This window comes from Tenacibaculum sp. M341, from assembly GCF_004337695.1.
Classification (GTDB): Bacteria; Bacteroidota; Bacteroidia; order Flavobacteriales; family Flavobacteriaceae; genus Polaribacter.
Genome location: NZ_SJXJ01000005.1, coordinates 190,314 through 207,288, shown reverse-complemented (window position 1 = coordinate 207,288; position 16,975 = coordinate 190,314). Strand labels below are relative to the sequence as shown.

The window sequence follows — 16,975 nt, the reverse complement described above, 5'->3', positions numbered from 1 at the left end:
TAGCATTATACCAAATATAACCTTTTGTTTTCTGTTTAAATCAAAAATATCGAAAGAAAGAGACTCTTTTTGTTAAAAAACTCTGAAATATCACGATTTTAACTCTTTTCCATAAAAAAACTCCAACATTTCTGTCGGAGTCTTTATATATTTTTAAAAATAAAATTATTTCTTTCTATACCAGTAAGCAGTTCTACCAATTAAAGAAAAACCAATGTATCCTCTAATTTTTAACTTATCATTTTCAACAAGCTGAATGTAACACTTGTATACTTTACCGTTTTTAGGATCTAAAATTTTTCCTCCAGACCATTCGTCTCCATCTTTCTCTAAACCATTTAAAATATTCATTCCTAAAATAGGTTGATTTTTATTTTTCCCTTTACATTGGTCACAAACAGCATCCTTTCTATCTTCATTTAAAATTTCAACAATTTTAGCATAAGCTTTACCATCTTTTTCGTAAACCTCAATAACACTATCTACTTTTCCTGTATCTTCATCTTTATTCTCCCATTTTCCAAAAATAGTTTGAGCGCTTACTGATGCTACTAAAGCTAAAAATAAAATTGTTAACGTTACTTTCTTCATGTTATCTATATTAATTGTATTTGTTTGTAAATATTATGTTTTTCGCAATATAAAAAAATAACATTTGTTATTTTTTAAACTACATTAATTCTTACTTCATTTTTCATGCCAGTTTTTTAATCGTAAGTAGCATCAAAATTATCTTGCCACTTTCCTTGCACACGCATTACCTGCTCTATTACATCTCTAGCACAACCTTCTCCTCCTTTTTTATCTGAAATATAAACAGATAACTGTTGCAATTCTCTAACCGCATCGTTAGGACAACAAGGAACACCTACTTTTTCCATTACAGGTGCATCAGGAATATCGTCTCCCATGTACATAATGTGCTCTGGGTTTAAATTATATTTTTCTAAAATCTCGTTGTATTGCACTAGCTTATTATGTGCTCCTAAATACACATCTTTAATCCCTAAATTCTCTAAACGCGTACGAACACCTTCATTTTTTCCTCCAGAAATAATACACACGTTATAACCTGCTTTTACAGCAGCTTTCAATGCATACCCGTCTTTTATATTCATTTGTCTAACCAACTCTCCATTCGGAAAAACAGTAACAATACCGTTTGTTAGTACACCATCTACATCAAAAATAAATGTAGTTACATCATTAAAAAGTATTTTATAGCTTTTATCCATGTTGGATTGATTTTGTTATTAAATTATAAATTTCTTGTTGTTGTTTATCTAAATCATTCAAATGACGCTGAATCGTTTTCTGATCATTTCTCTTCGCTGGACCAGTTTGAGCCTCTTTAGGATTTATATGTTGAATTTTAGCAGCTGTTTCTTCTATTAAAGGATGTAATACCTCAAAAGGAACTTCAAAAGTGTTACAAATATCATTACCTATAGTATACATATGATTCACAAAATTATTCACAAACACTGCTGCTACATGTAACTTACTTCTTTGCATCGAATTAATTCTGAATACTTTTTTAGTAATTATATTCGCTAATTTTTCTAAGAGCTGTAAATGATGCTCTTCTTCAGCTTCAACACAAACAGGTACCTTATTAAAATCTACTTCTTTATCTTTTGAAAAACTTTGAAGCGGGTAAAATACTCCTTTACTACCACCATTCTGTAATGTATCCATTGATACACTTCCAGAAGTATGTACTACAAAAGCTTCCTTTGGTAAAAAAGATGATACTTCTGCTATTGCGTCATCAGAAATCGCTAGTATGTATACATCGGCTTTAGATAATAAAGCTACATTATCTGTAATTGAAACACTACTTTCAAATAATTGTATCTTCTTAATAGAACGAGCATACAATTGCTTTACCTTCACGTTTTCATTATGTAAAAAAACACGAGTTAAATGATGCGCTACATTGCCGCTACCTAGAATTACTACCGATATCATATAAAGCGAAGATATATAATTTATTTGAGGCTATAGAAAGGTTTTAGTAAATTAGATGGCTAAATTTCGTTACATGAAAAAAATCAACCAATTAGGAATAAATACTATCTGTACGCACGTAGGAGAACTAAAAGATGAGCAATTTAAAGGAGCAGTTTCTCCATTATATATGTCTAGTTCATATCAGTTTTATGATGTAGATGTAAAAAGATACCCACGATATTTTAATACACCTAACCAAGAAGCATTATGCAAAAAAATTGCAGCTTTAGAAAAAACTGAAGAAGCTTTAATTTTTGGATCTGGGATGGCTGCTATTAGTACTACAATGTTAGCTTTTTTACAAAAAGGAGATCATGTGGTATTACAAGAAACTTTGTATGGAGGTACTTATAATTTTGTGGTTGAAGAATTTGATAAATTTGGAATTGAATACTCTTTTACTAAAAGTTTAGCTATTGATGATTTTAAATCGGAAATAAAAGTAAATACCAAAGTAATTTTTATTGAAACACCTTCTAACCCATTACTAAAATTAGTAGATATTAAAGCCGTTGCTGACTTAGCAAAAGAAAACAACATTATTACAATGATTGACAATACTTTTGCTTCACCCATAAACCAAACTCCAGTTGATTTTGGTATTGATGTTATGATTCATTCTGCTACAAAATATATGGGAGGACATTCTGATATTTTAGCTGGAGCAGTTGCTACTAGTGAAGTACATATTAAAAGAATTTGGAATTTAGCTAAGAATTTTGGTGGTAGTTTAAGCGATTTTACCGTTTGGATGCTTGAAAGAAGTTTGAAAACGATGAATTTACGTGTAAAATGCCAAAGTGAAAATGCTTTAAAAATGGCACAATACTTAGAACAAAATCCTAAAATAGCGAAAGTATATTATCCAGGGTTAACATCACATGAAGATCACGAATTAGCAAAAACTCAAATGAAGGCTTTTGGAGGTATGATGTCATTTGAATTGATCGATGAAATTGACGCAATACAATTTCAGCGTAATTTACAGCTAATAAAACCGTCTATGAGTTTGGCAGGTGTAGAAAGTACTGTTTTAAGTCCGTCACAAACTTCTCACGCTCTTTTATCTCCAGAGGAAAGAGAAAGCCAAGGAATAAAAGATGGTTTGATTCGTTTTTCTGTTGGTATTGAAGAAACAGAAGATTTAATAGCAGATATTGAACAAGCCTTAGCCAAATAATATTTATGAAAAAAATTGCTTTAATTATAATACTCCTGATTAATTTTACAGGAACTGCTCAAAGAGTAAAGAAAACATATTTAGATAGCTTGGCTAGAAAAATCCATTTTAAGGGTAAAAGCCCCGTTTTTTTTGAAGGATCTTTAGATGCAATGAAAGAAATAGCGAGTTATATCAATAAAAAAGATGGTTACTATTTAATAGAATGCCATACATCTTCAGAAGGAAAAGAAGAAGATAGCCAAATATTAACTGATAAAATAGCAGGTATGGTTCAGAGAATATTTGTCAATTTAGGAGTTAATTCATCCAAAATTGTTAGTATGGGCAAAGGAGAATTATATCCTTGTTGTAACTCAAAAACAAGAGCAACTAGATATTTAAACAGACGCATAGAAATTAAACAAATTACCGAAGAAGAAATTAAAAACTTAAAAAGTAAAAAATGAAATTAGACATATTAGCATTTGGGGCACATCCAGATGATGTAGAATTAGGTGCAGCAGCTACCATCGCCAAGGAAGTATCTTTAGGAAAAAAAGTCGGTATTGTAGATTTAACTCGTGGTGAGTTAGGTACAAGAGGTTCCGCTGAACTAAGAGATAAAGAAGCAGCAAAAGCAGCTGAAATTTTAGGTGCTTCTGTTCGTGAAAACTTAGCCTTTGCAGATGGCTTTTTTACAAATGATAAAAAACACCAACTAGAGGTTATAAAAATGATTCGAAAATATAAACCTGAGATTGTTTTATGCAATGCTATTGACGATCGTCATATTGACCACCCTAAAGGAAGTAAGTTAGTATCTGATGCTTGCTTTTTAAGTGGCTTACTAAAAATTGAAACCGAGCTAGATGGTAAAAAACAGGAAAAATGGAGACCTAAATTAGTATATCATTATATTCAATGGAAAAACATAGAACCTGATTTTGTTGTAGATGTTTCTGGATTTATTGAAAAAAAGATAGATGCTGTTATGGCTTACAGTTCTCAGTTCTACGATCCGAATAGTAAAGAGCCTGAAACACCAATCACAAGTAAAAACTTCACAGACAGCATAGTATACCGAGCTAGAGATCTAGGACGCCTTGTTGGAAGCGAATATGCAGAAGGTTTTACAGTAGAAAGATATATTGCCGTAGAAAATTTAAGTAAAATAATTTGATTTTTTTTTGCAGCAACTAAAAAAAGTTATATATTTGCACCCGCAAGTCGCAAATGGTGATTGTAGCTCAGTTGGTTAGAGCGCTGGATTGTGGTTCCAGAGGTCGCCGGTTCGAACCCGGTCTTTCACCCAGATTAGAAGCCCTTTTTTTAAAGGGCTTTTTTATTTTCTATAGTTTAAAAAGCACTACAAAAAACATAGAAAACTCAATTTCAACACTTTAAACATAAACTTTAGCAAACTAGTTTTCCCTCTAAACAAAATGTTACTTAGCTGAAAGGTAACATTCAATCGTTGAAATACACAAAAGCAAAGCCCAACTAAACCACTAATAACCTTTTAATTAGCTATATTTAATATAACTTAAATCCCCACTATTATGTATAAATATCTACTTTTACTATTAACCTCTGTAATTTTTAACTTCTCTAACGCACAAAACAAAACTACACAACTTATTGACAATGCTTTAGAAAAAGCAAAACTGGAAAAGAAATACGTTTTTGTAAACTATTTTTCAGAATCTTCTGAGTTAAGCAAAAAATTAAGCAAACAGCTCAACAATGAAGAACACAGAGATTTACTAGAAAAGAGTTACGTTTTTGTTGACATCGCTATTCCAAATGAACAAATGGGAAGCAACTCAAAAGAAAACAGAGTTCCTTTTTGGTATATTCTTGATGATGCAGGGAACTTTATAGATATTTCTATAGACTCTAAAGGAAACAATATTAGCTATCCTAAAACAAAAAAATCTGTAGATAAGTTCATGAAAATTTTAGAAAAAACTTCTAAAATGTCAGAAAGCCAATTAACCTCAATAACCAATTCTTTTCATAACATGAATACAAATGCTCAATTTTATTCAAGTAAGTGATTAAAACATATAATTTAGTTTTATAAAGTGAAGCCTCGAATATTTTTCGAGGTTTTTTAATTTTAGTTACTTACCACCGATTTCTCAAATAACTATTAGAAGAAATAGAGCTAAAAAAGCGTTAATTATACATCATATAAAAAAACAACACATTTAATTAATGTTATTTTTATATTAACATAAAAAACTAACAATACCTCAACAAAAACACCTAAAAAATAATCATATCACAAAAACAAGACTTAATGTTAGCCTACAATTTAATATTAATTATAAATCCAACATTAAAAAAAACTACTTACACCATTTTTGACAAAATTATACTAAGGGAAAACCCTTAACGACTCAGGGTAAACCCTGAGTAGGCTTTCAGGGTGTTTTGAAGTTGTGCAAATTATGAGACTATACTAGATTTGTACTAATTAAGGATTGGGGATGCAATTTTTATTAGAACATGTAAAAGTGTAATTGTTGTGGGGTTAATCGATCAATTTATATAACTTTTTAAATTCTACATATAATTGTTTTCCCTTTTTTAGTTTTTCTTAAAATTTTCAACCCAATAATCATATCTATCCTTGTGCTTAAAACGCTTGTGTGTCCATAAATAAAACTCAGGTTGCTTTCTTATGTATTTTTCAGTAACTGCTAAGTATTTATCGGTTAATTCGTAATTATCAAATTCTTTAGGATTTTCAGTTATCACTTCAAACGTAACTTCGTAATAACCTCTTTTTACTTTTATTGGCGAATAATTAATAATTGCCATGTCAAACTTTTTAGCTAAAAGCTCAGCTCCTGTATGCACAGGAACTTTTACCCCAAAAAACTCCGACCAATAATACACTTTATTTAAAGGTGGATTTTGATCACTCAACAAAATATAAGCTCCAGGTATTTTATTCTTTAAATTACTAAGCATATTTGGAATGGTTTCTTGCATTTTAGAAGCCACCACACCAAACTTTGTTCTCGATTTTTTCATAAAATCATTGAAGTATGGATTGCTAATCTCTTTGTAAGTACCAAAAATTTCAATTTCTGAAACCAACGGCATAGAAACCGACCATTCCCAATTGTTTAAATGAGAACCTGTTAAAATAATATTCTTTTTTCGTTTTGAAACCGAATTCAACACCTCTGGATTCACAAACTTATAACGCTTAGACATCTCTTTTTCTGAAATAGAAAAAGCCTTAACACTTTCTACTAGAAAATCACAAAAATGACGCAATGCTTTCTTTTGTAACACTTTTAATTCAGCTTCATCTTTCTCTGGAAAAGCCAATTTTAAATTACCATACACTACTTTTTTTCTATAACCTGCCACATAATACACTATCAAAAACAAAAAATCAGAGATAATATACAACACTCTCATTGGTAAATGAGACACCAACAAGATAAAAGGATACGCTATGATAAATAAAATTAGTTTCATCTAAAGTTTCAAATTTTTCACAAATATCGTTATTAAAATTCAAACCTCTTAATGTAAATCTTTTCTTAGCTTTGCCTCAAATTTTACATCTATGAATACCGTTTTATTAATTATAATAATTGCTACCGTATTAACGTCTTGGAAAGGCTTTGAAGACAATCAATTTTTTAATGAGTACAAATTTCAAGTTAACAGAATTTTAGAAGGAGATAAACTAAGAATGATTACCTCGGGCTTTTTACATGCTGATTGGATTCATTTAGGACTAAACATGTGGGCACTTTACTTATTTGGTGGCGTAGTTAGCAACAATTTTAGCAATACCTACTTTTTATTAATTTATTTTGGAAGCTTATTAACAGGATCCATGTATTCTCTATACAGAAATAAAGATGATTACTACTATTCTGCTATAGGAGCTTCAGGAGCTGTTTCTGGAATTGTTTTTTCTGCAATTATGCTAAAACCAGAAATGACACTTTACATGCTACCTATTCCTATTCCTTTACCTGGATATGTGTTTGCGGTAGGATATCTTTTATATTCAATCTACGGAATGAAAAACAAATTAGGTAACATTGGACATTCCGCACACTTAGGAGGTGCTATGGGAGGTTATGTGATCACCTTATTAATACAACCTAGCGTTGTTATGAATAACACTCCAATGATTATTACTATCGGTCTTATTATTTTAGGATTACTTTTATTTGGTAACAAATTAGAGTCGAATCGGTTTTAAACTGATTTGACTTACTTTTTAAAATAAAAAAACCGAAACTAAAAGTTTCGGTTTTTTTGAGCGGGAGACCGGGTTCGAACCGGCGACATTCAGCTTGGAAGGCTGACGCTCTACCAACTGAGCTACTCCCGCATTGGTATTGCGGGTGCAAATATAGAAAGGTTTTTCGTTTCTACAAAACTTTTATATTTTTTTCTACAATTATAGTAATTCATAAAACGATACTTCTCACATTATCAAACTCTTTACTCGGATATATTTTTTACAATAAGTCTGTCTTTTATATTCTATCTACAGAATAAAATAAACTAAGTAACATTAAACTTTTTATACACTCATTAAAAACTATTAGATTATTATTTATGAAGCCAAATTGTTACCAACAACACTACTATGATTACCACAATAGATATTATTACTCTAAGATATCTTTTATTTGGAAACGAATAAACTTTAAACAGATTGACTTATTTTTTAGAATAAAAAAAACCGAAACTAAAAAAGTTTCGGTTTTTTGAGCGGGAGACCGGGTTCGAACCGGCGACATTCAGCTTGGAAGGCTGACGCTCTACCAACTGAGCTACTCCCGCGTTGGCATTGCGGGTGCAAATATAGTAAGGTTTTTCGTTTCTGCAAAACTTTTCAAAAAAAGTTTTAAAAAAAGTTTTGATCTTCCCTTAAAATTTTTAGAAAATGAAAAGCATAAATATTAAACCCTTCATTGTAATAAAACTTATGTGATTTAGTATTAGACGTATATGTATTCAACTCCATTGCCTCACAACCTTTTTGCTTCGTATACTCATAAATCCACTTAAAAAACTTCTTTCCTATATTTTTTCCTCTGTACGATTCTAAAATAACAACATGATCTGGCTCAACACTTTTTCCAATATAATGTCTAGTGCTATACCAAAGTCCAGATATACCGATCATTTTTTCATCATCAAAAACAGCAACACATTCATAATTTTGGTAATTTCCCATTTCTAAAACACGTTTTTCTAATATATCGTGAGGTGTTTTAGTGTTTACTATTTTTAATAAAGGAAGAATTGTTAGAATGTTTTCTTTTAAAATAGGTTTAAAAGTTAAGTTCATAAAAATTATATTTTTAGATAAAAGTAATGATTACAGTAAAAAAAATAACAGCCAAAGAAACATATTTTTTAAGGAAAGAAATACTAAGAAAAGGAACTGATTTACCTGTTGAGTTTAAGGAAGATTTAGACACAGACACTTTTCATATAGGTGTTTTTAAAAACACAAATATTGTATCTATTGGTACTTTTATAAAAAATAAATATACTGAACTAGAAGGTAAACAGTATCAATTAAGAGGAATGGCTACAAGTTTAGAGGAACGTGGAATGGGACATGGAAAGTTATTGCTACACTTTGCGACCAATGTTTTAAAAGAATTGGATATTGATTTTTTGTGGTGTAACGCCAGAGAAAATGCTACCAACTTTTATATAAAAAACGGATTTAAAGTCAGCGGAAATAAATTTATGGTAGACCAAGTAGGTTACCATTACAAAATGTTCAAAACCATTATACATGAAAACAATTAAAAATTTCACATTACTCCTATTCCTTTCTCTTTCTGTCATTACAACTGCTCAAAACAAAGAAGTTTTAATCAAGCCTACTAAAATTACCGATCAAGTATACATGTTAGAAGGTCAAGGTGGAAATATAGGCTTATTTATTGGTGAAGATGGTACTTTTATGATTGATGATCAATTTGCTAAATTGACTCCCAAAATTTTAGCTGCTATTAAAAAAATTACAGACAAACCTGTTAATTATTTAATAAACACGCATTGGCATGGAGATCATACTGGAGGAAATGAAAACATGAGTAAAGAAGGAGCTGTAATAGTTTCTCATAAAAATGTTAGAAAACGTATGGGAGCAACATCTGTTGTTAGAGGAAAAACAAGACCTGCTTCTCCCAAAGCTGCATTACCAATTATTACTTTTACTGAAGACTTGATGATTCATTTTAATAATGATGATGTATTAATTTCTCATGTACATAACGCCCATACCGATGGTGATACTCATATTTACTTTACCAAAAACAATGTTATTCATATGGGCGACACTTACTTTAATGGAAAGTTTCCTTATATCGATTTAAATAGTGGTGGTAGCATTGATGGTGATATTGCTTCTGCTGAAAAAGCATTATTAATAGCTGATGATGAAACAATTATTATACCTGGTCATGGAAAATTATCTAACAAAAAAGAATTACTTGCTTACAAAGAAATGTTAGTACTGCTAAAAAACAGAATTCAAGAAAAAATAACCGCAGGAAAAACATTAGAAGATATTAAAAAAGATAATTCAATAACCAAAGAGTATGATGATAAAAAGTATGGTGAAGGATGGTTTATCACTAGTGAGCGAATGCGAGAAACAATATATAGGAGTATTACAAAAAAAAATAAAAAATTTTAACATAAGCTATTTTTTTCTAACAATTTAATTACTAAATTCAACGTGTAGTTGAGAGTTCCTTCAGAAGGAACTTCTTAAAAGAAGTTAAGCTCCCTTTTTATGAGAGGGAGTTTTTTTATTGAATATGATATATCTCTTTTTAAAAGTTATAAAAAAAGCTCTATACTAACGACGGTACAGAGCTTTTGCTTGAAATAAAACTTAATGACATCATATAAAAATTATCTATAATGTGTCGCTATTTTTGTTAATTGTAATGCTATTTTTACTGAATCTTTCATAGATAGCTTTGATCCATCTGCATGAATCCATCTTCTTAATGGTTGTTCACAAATTAAAGATTTTACTTTATCTCCGAAATGCTTTTTCATTCTTAAAAACATTTCTACATCAAATAACCATCTCGTAATAAACTTATCTTTAAATAATAAAGGAACTACATCTTTGTCTATAATTTTAGCCCCACATTGGGTATCTCTAAAATTCATTTTTAAAATTCGTTGAATAATGTAGTTTATAGTAAGGCTAATCACCCTTCTTTTGGATGCTTTTTTTATGTTAGCTCCTACTCTTTCTATTCTAGAACCACTAACAATTTTGTAATTACTTCTTTCAATAACATCTATTAAGCTATTAAAATCTTTGAAGTTTGTCGACAAATCTGCATCTAAAAAACCTAAGTAATCAAAGTCTAAACCGCTTTTTTCTGTTAAGTAAAGCATTCCCTGACGAACAGCTTCAGCTTTACCGCCATTTTCGGCACAATCAACAATACCTATGCAGTTTTCGTTGCCTTGCTGAATTTCTTTTAACTTTTCTAATGTATTATCGGTACTTCCATCATTAACAAAACACAGGTAATAACCTATATTATTGTTTATAAATGTTCTGAATTCTTCTTTGAAAAAACGATCTGCTTCGTTGTAGCAAGGAATTACAATTCCTACACTTTTATTTCTTAAAATAACTCCAAAATTTATAGCTAAATTCTGCTCAAGAGTATTAACAGAACCAATTAGTCTACTAATTCTAGCAACAATTTCATTTAAAGAAACTGGCTTTCTAATAAACTCATCAACACCATAGTCAAATAAATCTGTGATTAAATCCTCTTCTACCTCACCCGATATAACAACAACTTTAGTATTCAATTTAGCTTCTTTGATATACTTTAATACATCAATACCAATCATATCTGGCATTTTTATATCTACAGTAACCAAATCTGGGGTTTCTTTTTTCAAAAGCTCAATACCTTCATCAACTGAACTGGCAGCTTCAACATCGTATCCTGTTTCAATTAGCCTTTTTTTTAGAGAATGCAAAATTAACTTTTGACTGTCTATAGTAATAATTTTCATAAAATTGGGGTTATGATTACACTTTATGTACTCACTCATCGCCTCCCCTAATTTTTTTCTAAATATACAATTATATTTTAAACAAACAACTTATAAACAGCAATTTATCTATAATGAGTTGCTATTTTTGTTAATTGAAATGCTATTTTTAAAGAATCTCGCATTGATAATTTTGATCCATCTGCATGAATCCATCTTTTTAATGGTTGTTCACAAATAAATGATTTTGCCTTCTCTCCAAAATGTTTTTTCATACGTAAAAACATCTCAACATCAAACAACCATCTTGTAATGAACTTATCATTAAATAAAATAGGAATTACATCCTTATCAATTATTTTCGCACCACATTGAGTATCCTTAAAATTCATGCCTAAAATTTTACGAATAATGTAGTTTATCGTCAAACTAATAATCTGTCTAGCAGACTGTTTTGTAATATTAGCTCCCATTCTTGAAATACGAGATCCACTTACAATTTTGTACTTAGTAGTTTCAATAGTTTTTACTAAATCATCAAAATCCTGAAAATCAGTAGACAAATCAGCATCTAAAAAACCAATGTAATCCAATTCAGAATTTTGAGCTAAATGCAACACTCCTTGCCTAACAGCCTCAGCCTTACCTCCATTCTTTTCACAATTGTATACACTAATATAATCTTCTCTGCCTTCACTAAGTTTATTTAAAACCTCTAGTGTTTTATCTGTACTACCATCATTTACAAAACATAAATGATAACCAACGTTAGCATAAACAAAGGCGGTAAACTCATCACTAAGCAAACGATCTTCTTCGTTGTAACATGGTATAACTACACCAATACATTTTTCTCTAATGAGTCCGTTGCTTTCCTCTGGTATGTTTTTTATGGTAGGAGTTCCTATTAATTTTTTTACTCTGGCTACTACTTCATTTAAGCTTACAGGTTTCTTCATGTAATCGTCTATACCAAGCTTAAAACCTTTTAAAATAGTGTCTTCTTGTGTATCTCCTGACATAATCATGACTTTGGTTGCAATTGCAGCTTCTTTGATATACTTTACAATATCTAAACCAGACATTTTAGGTAAATTTATGTCCACAATTACTAAATCAGGCTTTTCAATATCAAAAAGCTCAATTCCTTCGCCTCCTGTTTTCGCAGTAATTACTTCGTAACCTAACTCAGATAATTTTTTCTCTAAAGAAAGAAGAATCAAAGTTTGATCGTCTATGGTAAGAATTTTCATAATAATTAAGTCTTTTTAAGTTTTATTAATGCCTTACCCCCTATTGGCAATATAACACTAATATACCAATAAACAATTAGTTAAATTCACTTTTTAGACGAATGCACAATTTAAATCGATGATTAAAATTTTAATCTATTCTTCATTATTGTATATTTAAGGAAAATAATTTCTTTGGATAATAAGACCAATAAATATTTAATCAGCGCCATTCTTATAGGATTAATGTATCACACAACTTGTGTGTTTTTCACATTAGAATACACCTATGATGCTTTGATACATTTATTCTTTGCTAATCACTACGCAACTAGTTGGTTTGATCCTTGGAATTATAGTTGGTACACTGGCTTTACTGTAATGGGATATCCTCCATTAGTTCATCAATCAATTGGTTTTCTATCATATATAGGCGGATTAAAATTCGGATTATTTACGGTTAGCATCATTGCTATTTTATTATTCATTACAGGGGCTTACAGATTTGCGTTACTTATTACTGGAAATCGAAAAGTAGCAGGATACGCCTCATTAATTGCCGTTTTTTCCTCCTCATTTGCAGAAACCCTTCATATTTTCGGCCAGTTGCCTAGTATTGTAGGTATATCGGTTTTAATGCATGCCCTACCCGAGATTTATTTATGGATTAAAACAGGACTTTATAAATACTTATTTAAATCGCTCGTATTAATTTCTGTTACGGTAACTTCTCATCACGTAACTCCAATTTTTGGAATGGTATTCTTTATTTTTCCTTTAATTGGTATGATTATTATGGATACGGCTAAAGATGAAGCAGGAAGTTTTAAAAAGATTACTTTAAAACTATTTTTAATCACCTTTGGTCGTTTATTTAAACGAATGATTATGTTTGGTTTTTCGTCACTCTTTTTAATCATTTTTTGTTTACTTCCTTACTGGATTAATACCAAAAAGAACCCTATTACTCAAGTTCCTATTCCACATGGATCTCGTGATAATTTTTTAGAAGTTACCTCTTCTGGTTTAGTTTTCTTTTTAATTCCATGGGGCATAATGCTCGTATTATTACCCTACATTTTTTACAGATATTATAGCAAGCGCTATCTTTTCTTTGGAATATCAATTACTATACTAACTATTTTGGGTACTGGTGGTACTACTCCAATTCCTAAAATGATGCTGGGCGATAATGCTTTTAATATTTTAACCTTAGACCGATTTACACTTTGGGCTTCTATTATGTCACTTCCTTTATTTGGTGAATTTGTATATCGTTTGGTTGAAACTGATTTAAAAACATTATTACAACAAAAAATTGGGGCAGTTCCTCATCGTTTATTAGGTGGTTTTTTAGCTATTACCTTTTTAGCAATTTCTATTTTCACCGTTTGTTTAGGCTATTTTAGACCGTCGCAACCTCAGAAAATTAAAATGCTTCCTATTGTTAACTTTTTAACTCAAGACCAACATGACCATTGGCGATATTTAACATTAGGTTTTGGAGATCAAATTGCTTGGCTAGGAGCGCAAACAAAGGCTATGAGTGTAGATGGAAACTACCACTCTGCAAGAAGGTTACCTGAACTTACCACCAGAGCTATAGAAAGGTTGGAGAATTCTAAATTTAGAGGAATTGAAGGGCTTGGATCATTACAACAATTTTTAACCATTCCAGAAAAATACAATTTGAAATATGTTTTTTCTAACGACAAATTCTACGATCCTATTCTCTACTTCTGCGGATGGCAACGTTTACAACAATTAGAAAACGGAATTATGGTATGGGAACGTTTAGGTGTTCCTCCACTTTCTTCTATTTTACCAAAGGAAGATGTTCCTAAATATCAAAAAATAATGTGGGGAGTTATGCCTTTTTTAACAGTCATACTCACCTTTTTTATCATTAATATTCAATCTCTTTTTAAGAGAGTCTTTAAGTTTTCATCAAAAAACGCAGAAAAATCTGAATATTTAAATTATCCAATACGTTACAATAAGTTTTCCCGAATTATGGTTTACAGTTCCTTTATTTGGGGAATTATTACTTGTATTATTGTGAGTGTTGCATTTCATCGTTTTTATATTGAAAACAAAACTCAAATATCGCCTACCAGTGTAATACAGGCTTATTTTGATGCATTAGATTTTAAACGCTATGAAGAAGCCCATTCCTATGTTGATCCGGAAAGTAATATTTTATTAGATCAATATTTATTAGAAGTTGCTGTAAACGATGGGCTATTGAGTTCTTATGCTAAAATGGACGCCATTGATATTGATATTACTGATGAAACAGACACCAATGCCAAAGCTAAAGTTACTACCTATTGGATTACTCCGTTAGAAAAAGCAGAAAAGCATCATTTTTTTAAGTTGATAAAAAGAAGGAATAAATGGTATGTGATAATTCCGAAACCAAATTCTGATTTACCACCAGATCAATTGATGGTAAATAATAAAACCACCTACTTTAATCATGGTAGACGAAGAGTTACCACTCAACAAACACTTCATGAAGATGTATTAAAACAACCTGTGTTAGAAATTTTAAAGGCTAAACTTGTTAAAAAAGGGAAAAGTTACGCCATTGTTGGTAGCATACAAAACGTTGACAATGTTCCTGCTGATGTTGCTATTAAAGCTACTTTGTACAATGCTGATAATAAAAAGTTAGCTAATTACAATGCTAAAGACATTATTAAACATAAATTAATGCCTAAAGAAATCTCTAACTATCGTATTAATTTTGAAGGTATTGCTTGGTCCAAAACAAAAGATTCTATTCCTAAAACATTTAATCCTGACGAATTTACTCCAACAGAGTTTGAAGAGCAACCTGTTCTTTTTAACTTACATGCTGAAGGAAATGTAGCTTATAAAGATTTATACACCAGTGTTGGTATTGATCGTATTACAGTTAATGATAGTATTGTTTCTGGTTCTGTTTTTAATTCGGGAAGTGAAGAGTCTACTATTTGTCAATTAATCGTTTCTTATTATTCTGATCAAAAAAAACTTATTTGGATAGATCATCAGTTTTTAAAACATGGGGTACGACAACAACGTAAACAAGATTTTAGCATTCCTCTACAAGACTTATCCGATATCACTGAAATTTATAACGATTTAGAATTTTGTTTTGTTAACGGGCTACCAAACCAAGATATTTCTGATAAACTAGTACCAAATAGAAGACGTTCACACAGTAAAGAAAATCTACTAAAAGTAAATGGTAAAGGTTTTAATTATATTAGTATTCAGTTGAACAATTACATTGGAAATCCTAATTAATGAATATAAAACACGTACATATCGTTTTTTTATACCTATTGTTGATTTCTGTTACTAACAACAAACAAACAGCTAATACTTCTTCAGCTATAAAAATAATACAGCCAATTTCTGAGAGTATTGCAGGAAATCCAATTACATTAGAATTCTCTTCAACCAATTCTTCTTTGTTACTTTATTGTTCTAATTCATACAGTACTACTGTACTTGAACCTGAAGTAAACTCCAATCGTATTACTTTTAATATTCCTCCTCATTTTTATAAAAAAAGAGGAACCTTAAATTGGAAAATACTTGAAAATGGAAATACTATTTTAGAAAATACTATTTTGGTGTTACCTTCTGAAAAAAACCATCGTATAGAATCCTATTTTGGTCCGCCAAGTATTATTGCTGGTGGTAGAGACTATGCTATGTTAGTAAGTATTCCTACTGATAGTAACGACAATCCTTTGATTGAAGGCACTGAAGTTTCTATTAATTTTCAATTTTTAAACAGTATTGAAAAAAATGCAGAAGAAACGAATCATTTAATGGCTTGGAAAAACCTTTTTTCTCCGGATAAATCTGGTAGAGTATTGGTAAATTCAGTATCAAAAGGGATTTCTTCTAAAGAAATTACCGCTGAAATTTTCCCTGATAATGCAGTTGATTTTACTATTAATAGTGAACGCTCTCATAGATATGCTGATGCCAATCAAATTACTACTTTTTATACTAGCATCATAAGAGATCAATTTGAAAATATCGTTAGTGACGGAACCCACGTAGACTTTTTTATTCAATGCAACAACAATTCATATTTAAAAACTTCTGGAAATACTATAAACGGTATTGCTAAAGCAAAAATGATTCACCCAGACCAAGAAGAAACATGGACTGTAAAAGCATACATACACGGCATTGCTGAAAGCAATACTATTCAACTGAGCTTTGTGCAATTGTTTAATGATTTTAATGTTGAATTTTCAGATAACAATAGGTTAATATCTGTAGGTGTTTTAAAAAGTTTTATGGATCAGTTAATTCCTGATGGGTTTCCTGTTGAATTAAGTATTTTTAAGAATGATACTTTAGTTGATACCAAAAAAGGATTATCAAGAAAGGGAATGCTTTCTTTCAAATTAAAGAAAGATTTTTATCCAAACGGAGAGTATAAATTAGTTTTAAAAACTGGCGGAAATCAAAAAGTATTTGAAAACATCCACCTAAAAGATTAAGTTTT

16 protein-coding genes and 3 tRNA genes are annotated in these 16,975 nt (G+C 30.4%); 10 read left to right on the top strand and 9 right to left on the bottom strand.

Annotated elements, in window-relative coordinates:
- Positions 1-165 precede the first annotated feature (165 nt).
- The 3 genes from EYW44_RS07480 to EYW44_RS07470 form a co-directional block, all read right to left on the bottom strand.
- Positions 166-591 carry a DUF2147 domain-containing protein gene (locus tag EYW44_RS07480; RefSeq protein WP_132723042.1) on the bottom strand — a complete coding sequence of 142 codons (426 nt, stop codon included), beginning with the start codon at positions 589-591 and terminating at the stop codon, positions 166-168.
- A gap of 116 nt (positions 592-707) precedes the next feature.
- Positions 708-1,235, bottom strand: a complete 528-nt coding sequence (locus EYW44_RS07475; RefSeq protein WP_132723041.1) for a KdsC family phosphatase — start codon at positions 1,233-1,235, stop codon at positions 708-710.
- Complete coding sequence (locus tag EYW44_RS07470) at positions 1,228-1,971, bottom strand: Rossmann-like and DUF2520 domain-containing protein (protein ID WP_132723040.1); 744 nt, start codon at positions 1,969-1,971, stop codon at positions 1,228-1,230. Before EYW44_RS07470 ends, EYW44_RS07475 begins: the two co-directional genes overlap by 8 nt.
- A 73-nt stretch (positions 1,972-2,044) precedes the next feature.
- On the opposite strand from EYW44_RS07470, the gene EYW44_RS07465 reads away from it, so the two are divergent.
- The 5 genes from EYW44_RS07465 (at position 2,045) to EYW44_RS07445 (ending at position 5,232) form a co-directional block, all read left to right on the top strand.
- A complete protein-coding gene (locus EYW44_RS07465) occupies positions 2,045-3,193 on the top strand; it encodes a trans-sulfuration enzyme family protein (protein WP_132723039.1) in 1,149 nt (382 codons plus the stop codon).
- Positions 3,194-3,198: 5 nt separating this feature from the next.
- Positions 3,199-3,642, top strand: a complete 444-nt coding sequence (locus EYW44_RS07460; RefSeq protein ID WP_132723038.1) for an OmpA family protein — start codon at positions 3,199-3,201, stop codon at positions 3,640-3,642.
- The gene (bshB1, locus tag EYW44_RS07455) at positions 3,639-4,355 is read left to right on the top strand and encodes a bacillithiol biosynthesis deacetylase BshB1 (protein ID WP_132723037.1); all 717 of its coding nucleotides are present in this window, start codon (positions 3,639-3,641) and stop codon (positions 4,353-4,355) included. Before EYW44_RS07460 ends, bshB1 begins: the two co-directional genes overlap by 4 nt.
- A gap of 55 nt (positions 4,356-4,410) precedes the next feature.
- Positions 4,411-4,486 (top strand) — tRNA-His (locus EYW44_RS07450).
- A 248-nt stretch (positions 4,487-4,734) separates the two neighbouring features.
- On the top strand, positions 4,735-5,232 hold the full coding sequence (locus EYW44_RS07445) for a hypothetical protein (protein WP_132723036.1): 498 nt from the start codon (positions 4,735-4,737) through the stop codon (positions 5,230-5,232).
- A 535-nt stretch (positions 5,233-5,767) separates the two neighbouring features.
- On the opposite strand, the gene EYW44_RS07440 is transcribed toward EYW44_RS07445, so the two are convergent.
- Positions 5,768-6,673 carry a lysophospholipid acyltransferase family protein gene (locus EYW44_RS07440; RefSeq protein WP_132723035.1) on the bottom strand — a complete coding sequence of 302 codons (906 nt, stop codon included), beginning with the start codon at positions 6,671-6,673 and terminating at the stop codon, positions 5,768-5,770.
- Between the two features lie 91 nt (positions 6,674-6,764).
- Here EYW44_RS07440 and EYW44_RS07435 point away from each other — a divergent pair, with 91 nt between their 5' ends.
- A complete protein-coding gene (locus EYW44_RS07435; RefSeq protein WP_132723034.1) occupies positions 6,765-7,415 on the top strand; it encodes a rhomboid family intramembrane serine protease in 651 nt (216 codons plus the stop codon).
- 59 nt (positions 7,416-7,474) lie between these two features.
- Here EYW44_RS07435 and EYW44_RS07430 read toward each other — a convergent pair.
- From EYW44_RS07430 to EYW44_RS07420, 3 genes are all read right to left on the bottom strand, one after another.
- Positions 7,475-7,547, bottom strand: a tRNA-Gly gene (locus EYW44_RS07430).
- 385 nt (positions 7,548-7,932) lie between these two features.
- Positions 7,933-8,005: transfer RNA gene (locus tag EYW44_RS07425), tRNA-Gly, on the bottom strand.
- A 64-nt stretch (positions 8,006-8,069) separates the two neighbouring features.
- The gene (locus tag EYW44_RS07420) at positions 8,070-8,516 is read right to left on the bottom strand and encodes a GNAT family N-acetyltransferase (RefSeq protein WP_132723033.1); all 447 of its coding nucleotides are present in this window, start codon (positions 8,514-8,516) and stop codon (positions 8,070-8,072) included.
- Positions 8,517-8,542: 26 nt separating this feature from the next.
- Here EYW44_RS07420 and EYW44_RS07415 point away from each other — a divergent pair, with 26 nt between their 5' ends.
- Both EYW44_RS07415 and EYW44_RS07410 read left to right on the top strand, forming a co-directional pair.
- A complete protein-coding gene (locus EYW44_RS07415) occupies positions 8,543-8,989 on the top strand; it encodes a GNAT family N-acetyltransferase (RefSeq protein ID WP_132723032.1) in 447 nt (148 codons plus the stop codon).
- Positions 8,976-9,884, top strand: a complete 909-nt coding sequence (locus EYW44_RS07410) for an MBL fold metallo-hydrolase (RefSeq protein WP_132723031.1) — start codon at positions 8,976-8,978, stop codon at positions 9,882-9,884. The genes EYW44_RS07415 and EYW44_RS07410 overlap by 14 nt, the downstream gene beginning before the upstream one ends.
- A 221-nt stretch (positions 9,885-10,105) precedes the next feature.
- On the opposite strand, the gene EYW44_RS07405 is transcribed toward EYW44_RS07410, so the two are convergent.
- Together EYW44_RS07405 and EYW44_RS07400 are read right to left on the bottom strand one after the other, a co-directional pair.
- Entirely contained in the window at positions 10,106-11,245 is a 1,140-nt protein-coding gene (locus EYW44_RS07405) for a response regulator (protein WP_132723030.1), read from the bottom strand.
- A 104-nt stretch (positions 11,246-11,349) separates the two neighbouring features.
- Positions 11,350-12,477: a response regulator gene (locus tag EYW44_RS07400; RefSeq protein WP_132723029.1), complete on the bottom strand. Its 1,128-nt coding sequence runs from the start codon at positions 12,475-12,477 to the stop codon at positions 11,350-11,352.
- A gap of 174 nt (positions 12,478-12,651) precedes the next feature.
- Here EYW44_RS07400 and EYW44_RS07395 point away from each other — a divergent pair, with 174 nt between their 5' ends.
- Both EYW44_RS07395 and EYW44_RS07390 read left to right on the top strand, forming a co-directional pair.
- On the top strand, positions 12,652-15,750 hold the full coding sequence (locus EYW44_RS07395; protein ID WP_132723028.1) for a hypothetical protein: 3,099 nt from the start codon (positions 12,652-12,654) through the stop codon (positions 15,748-15,750).
- The gene (locus EYW44_RS07390) at positions 15,750-16,970 is read left to right on the top strand and encodes a hypothetical protein (protein ID WP_132723027.1); all 1,221 of its coding nucleotides are present in this window, start codon (positions 15,750-15,752) and stop codon (positions 16,968-16,970) included. Before EYW44_RS07395 ends, EYW44_RS07390 begins: the two co-directional genes overlap by 1 nt.
- Positions 16,971-16,975: the final 5 nt, after the last annotated feature.

What these genes read in the sequence shown, in the direction of transcription:
- EYW44_RS07480 (WP_132723042.1), bottom strand. Translation starts at nt 591, where the DNA reads ATGAAGAAAGTAACGTTAACAATTTTATTTTTAGCTTTAGTAGCATCA.
- EYW44_RS07475 (WP_132723041.1), bottom strand. Translation starts at nt 1,235, where the DNA reads ATGGATAAAAGCTATAAAATACTTTTTAATGATGTAACTACATTTATT.
- EYW44_RS07470 (WP_132723040.1), bottom strand. Translation starts at nt 1,971, where the DNA reads ATGATATCGGTAGTAATTCTAGGTAGCGGCAATGTAGCGCATCATTTA.
- EYW44_RS07465 (WP_132723039.1), top strand. Translation starts at nt 2,045, where the DNA reads ATGAAAAAAATCAACCAATTAGGAATAAATACTATCTGTACGCACGTA.
- EYW44_RS07460 (WP_132723038.1), top strand. Translation starts at nt 3,199, where the DNA reads ATGAAAAAAATTGCTTTAATTATAATACTCCTGATTAATTTTACAGGA.
- bshB1 (WP_132723037.1), top strand. Translation starts at nt 3,639, where the DNA reads ATGAAATTAGACATATTAGCATTTGGGGCACATCCAGATGATGTAGAA.
- EYW44_RS07445 (WP_132723036.1), top strand. Translation starts at nt 4,735, where the DNA reads ATGTATAAATATCTACTTTTACTATTAACCTCTGTAATTTTTAACTTC.
- EYW44_RS07440 (WP_132723035.1), bottom strand. Translation starts at nt 6,673, where the DNA reads ATGAAACTAATTTTATTTATCATAGCGTATCCTTTTATCTTGTTGGTG.
- EYW44_RS07435 (WP_132723034.1), top strand. Translation starts at nt 6,765, where the DNA reads ATGAATACCGTTTTATTAATTATAATAATTGCTACCGTATTAACGTCT.
- EYW44_RS07420 (WP_132723033.1), bottom strand. Translation starts at nt 8,516, where the DNA reads ATGAACTTAACTTTTAAACCTATTTTAAAAGAAAACATTCTAACAATT.
- EYW44_RS07415 (WP_132723032.1), top strand. Translation starts at nt 8,543, where the DNA reads ATGATTACAGTAAAAAAAATAACAGCCAAAGAAACATATTTTTTAAGG.
- EYW44_RS07410 (WP_132723031.1), top strand. Translation starts at nt 8,976, where the DNA reads ATGAAAACAATTAAAAATTTCACATTACTCCTATTCCTTTCTCTTTCT.
- EYW44_RS07405 (WP_132723030.1), bottom strand. Translation starts at nt 11,245, where the DNA reads ATGAAAATTATTACTATAGACAGTCAAAAGTTAATTTTGCATTCTCTA.
- EYW44_RS07400 (WP_132723029.1), bottom strand. Translation starts at nt 12,477, where the DNA reads ATGAAAATTCTTACCATAGACGATCAAACTTTGATTCTTCTTTCTTTA.
- EYW44_RS07390 (WP_132723027.1), top strand. Translation starts at nt 15,750, where the DNA reads ATGAATATAAAACACGTACATATCGTTTTTTTATACCTATTGTTGATT.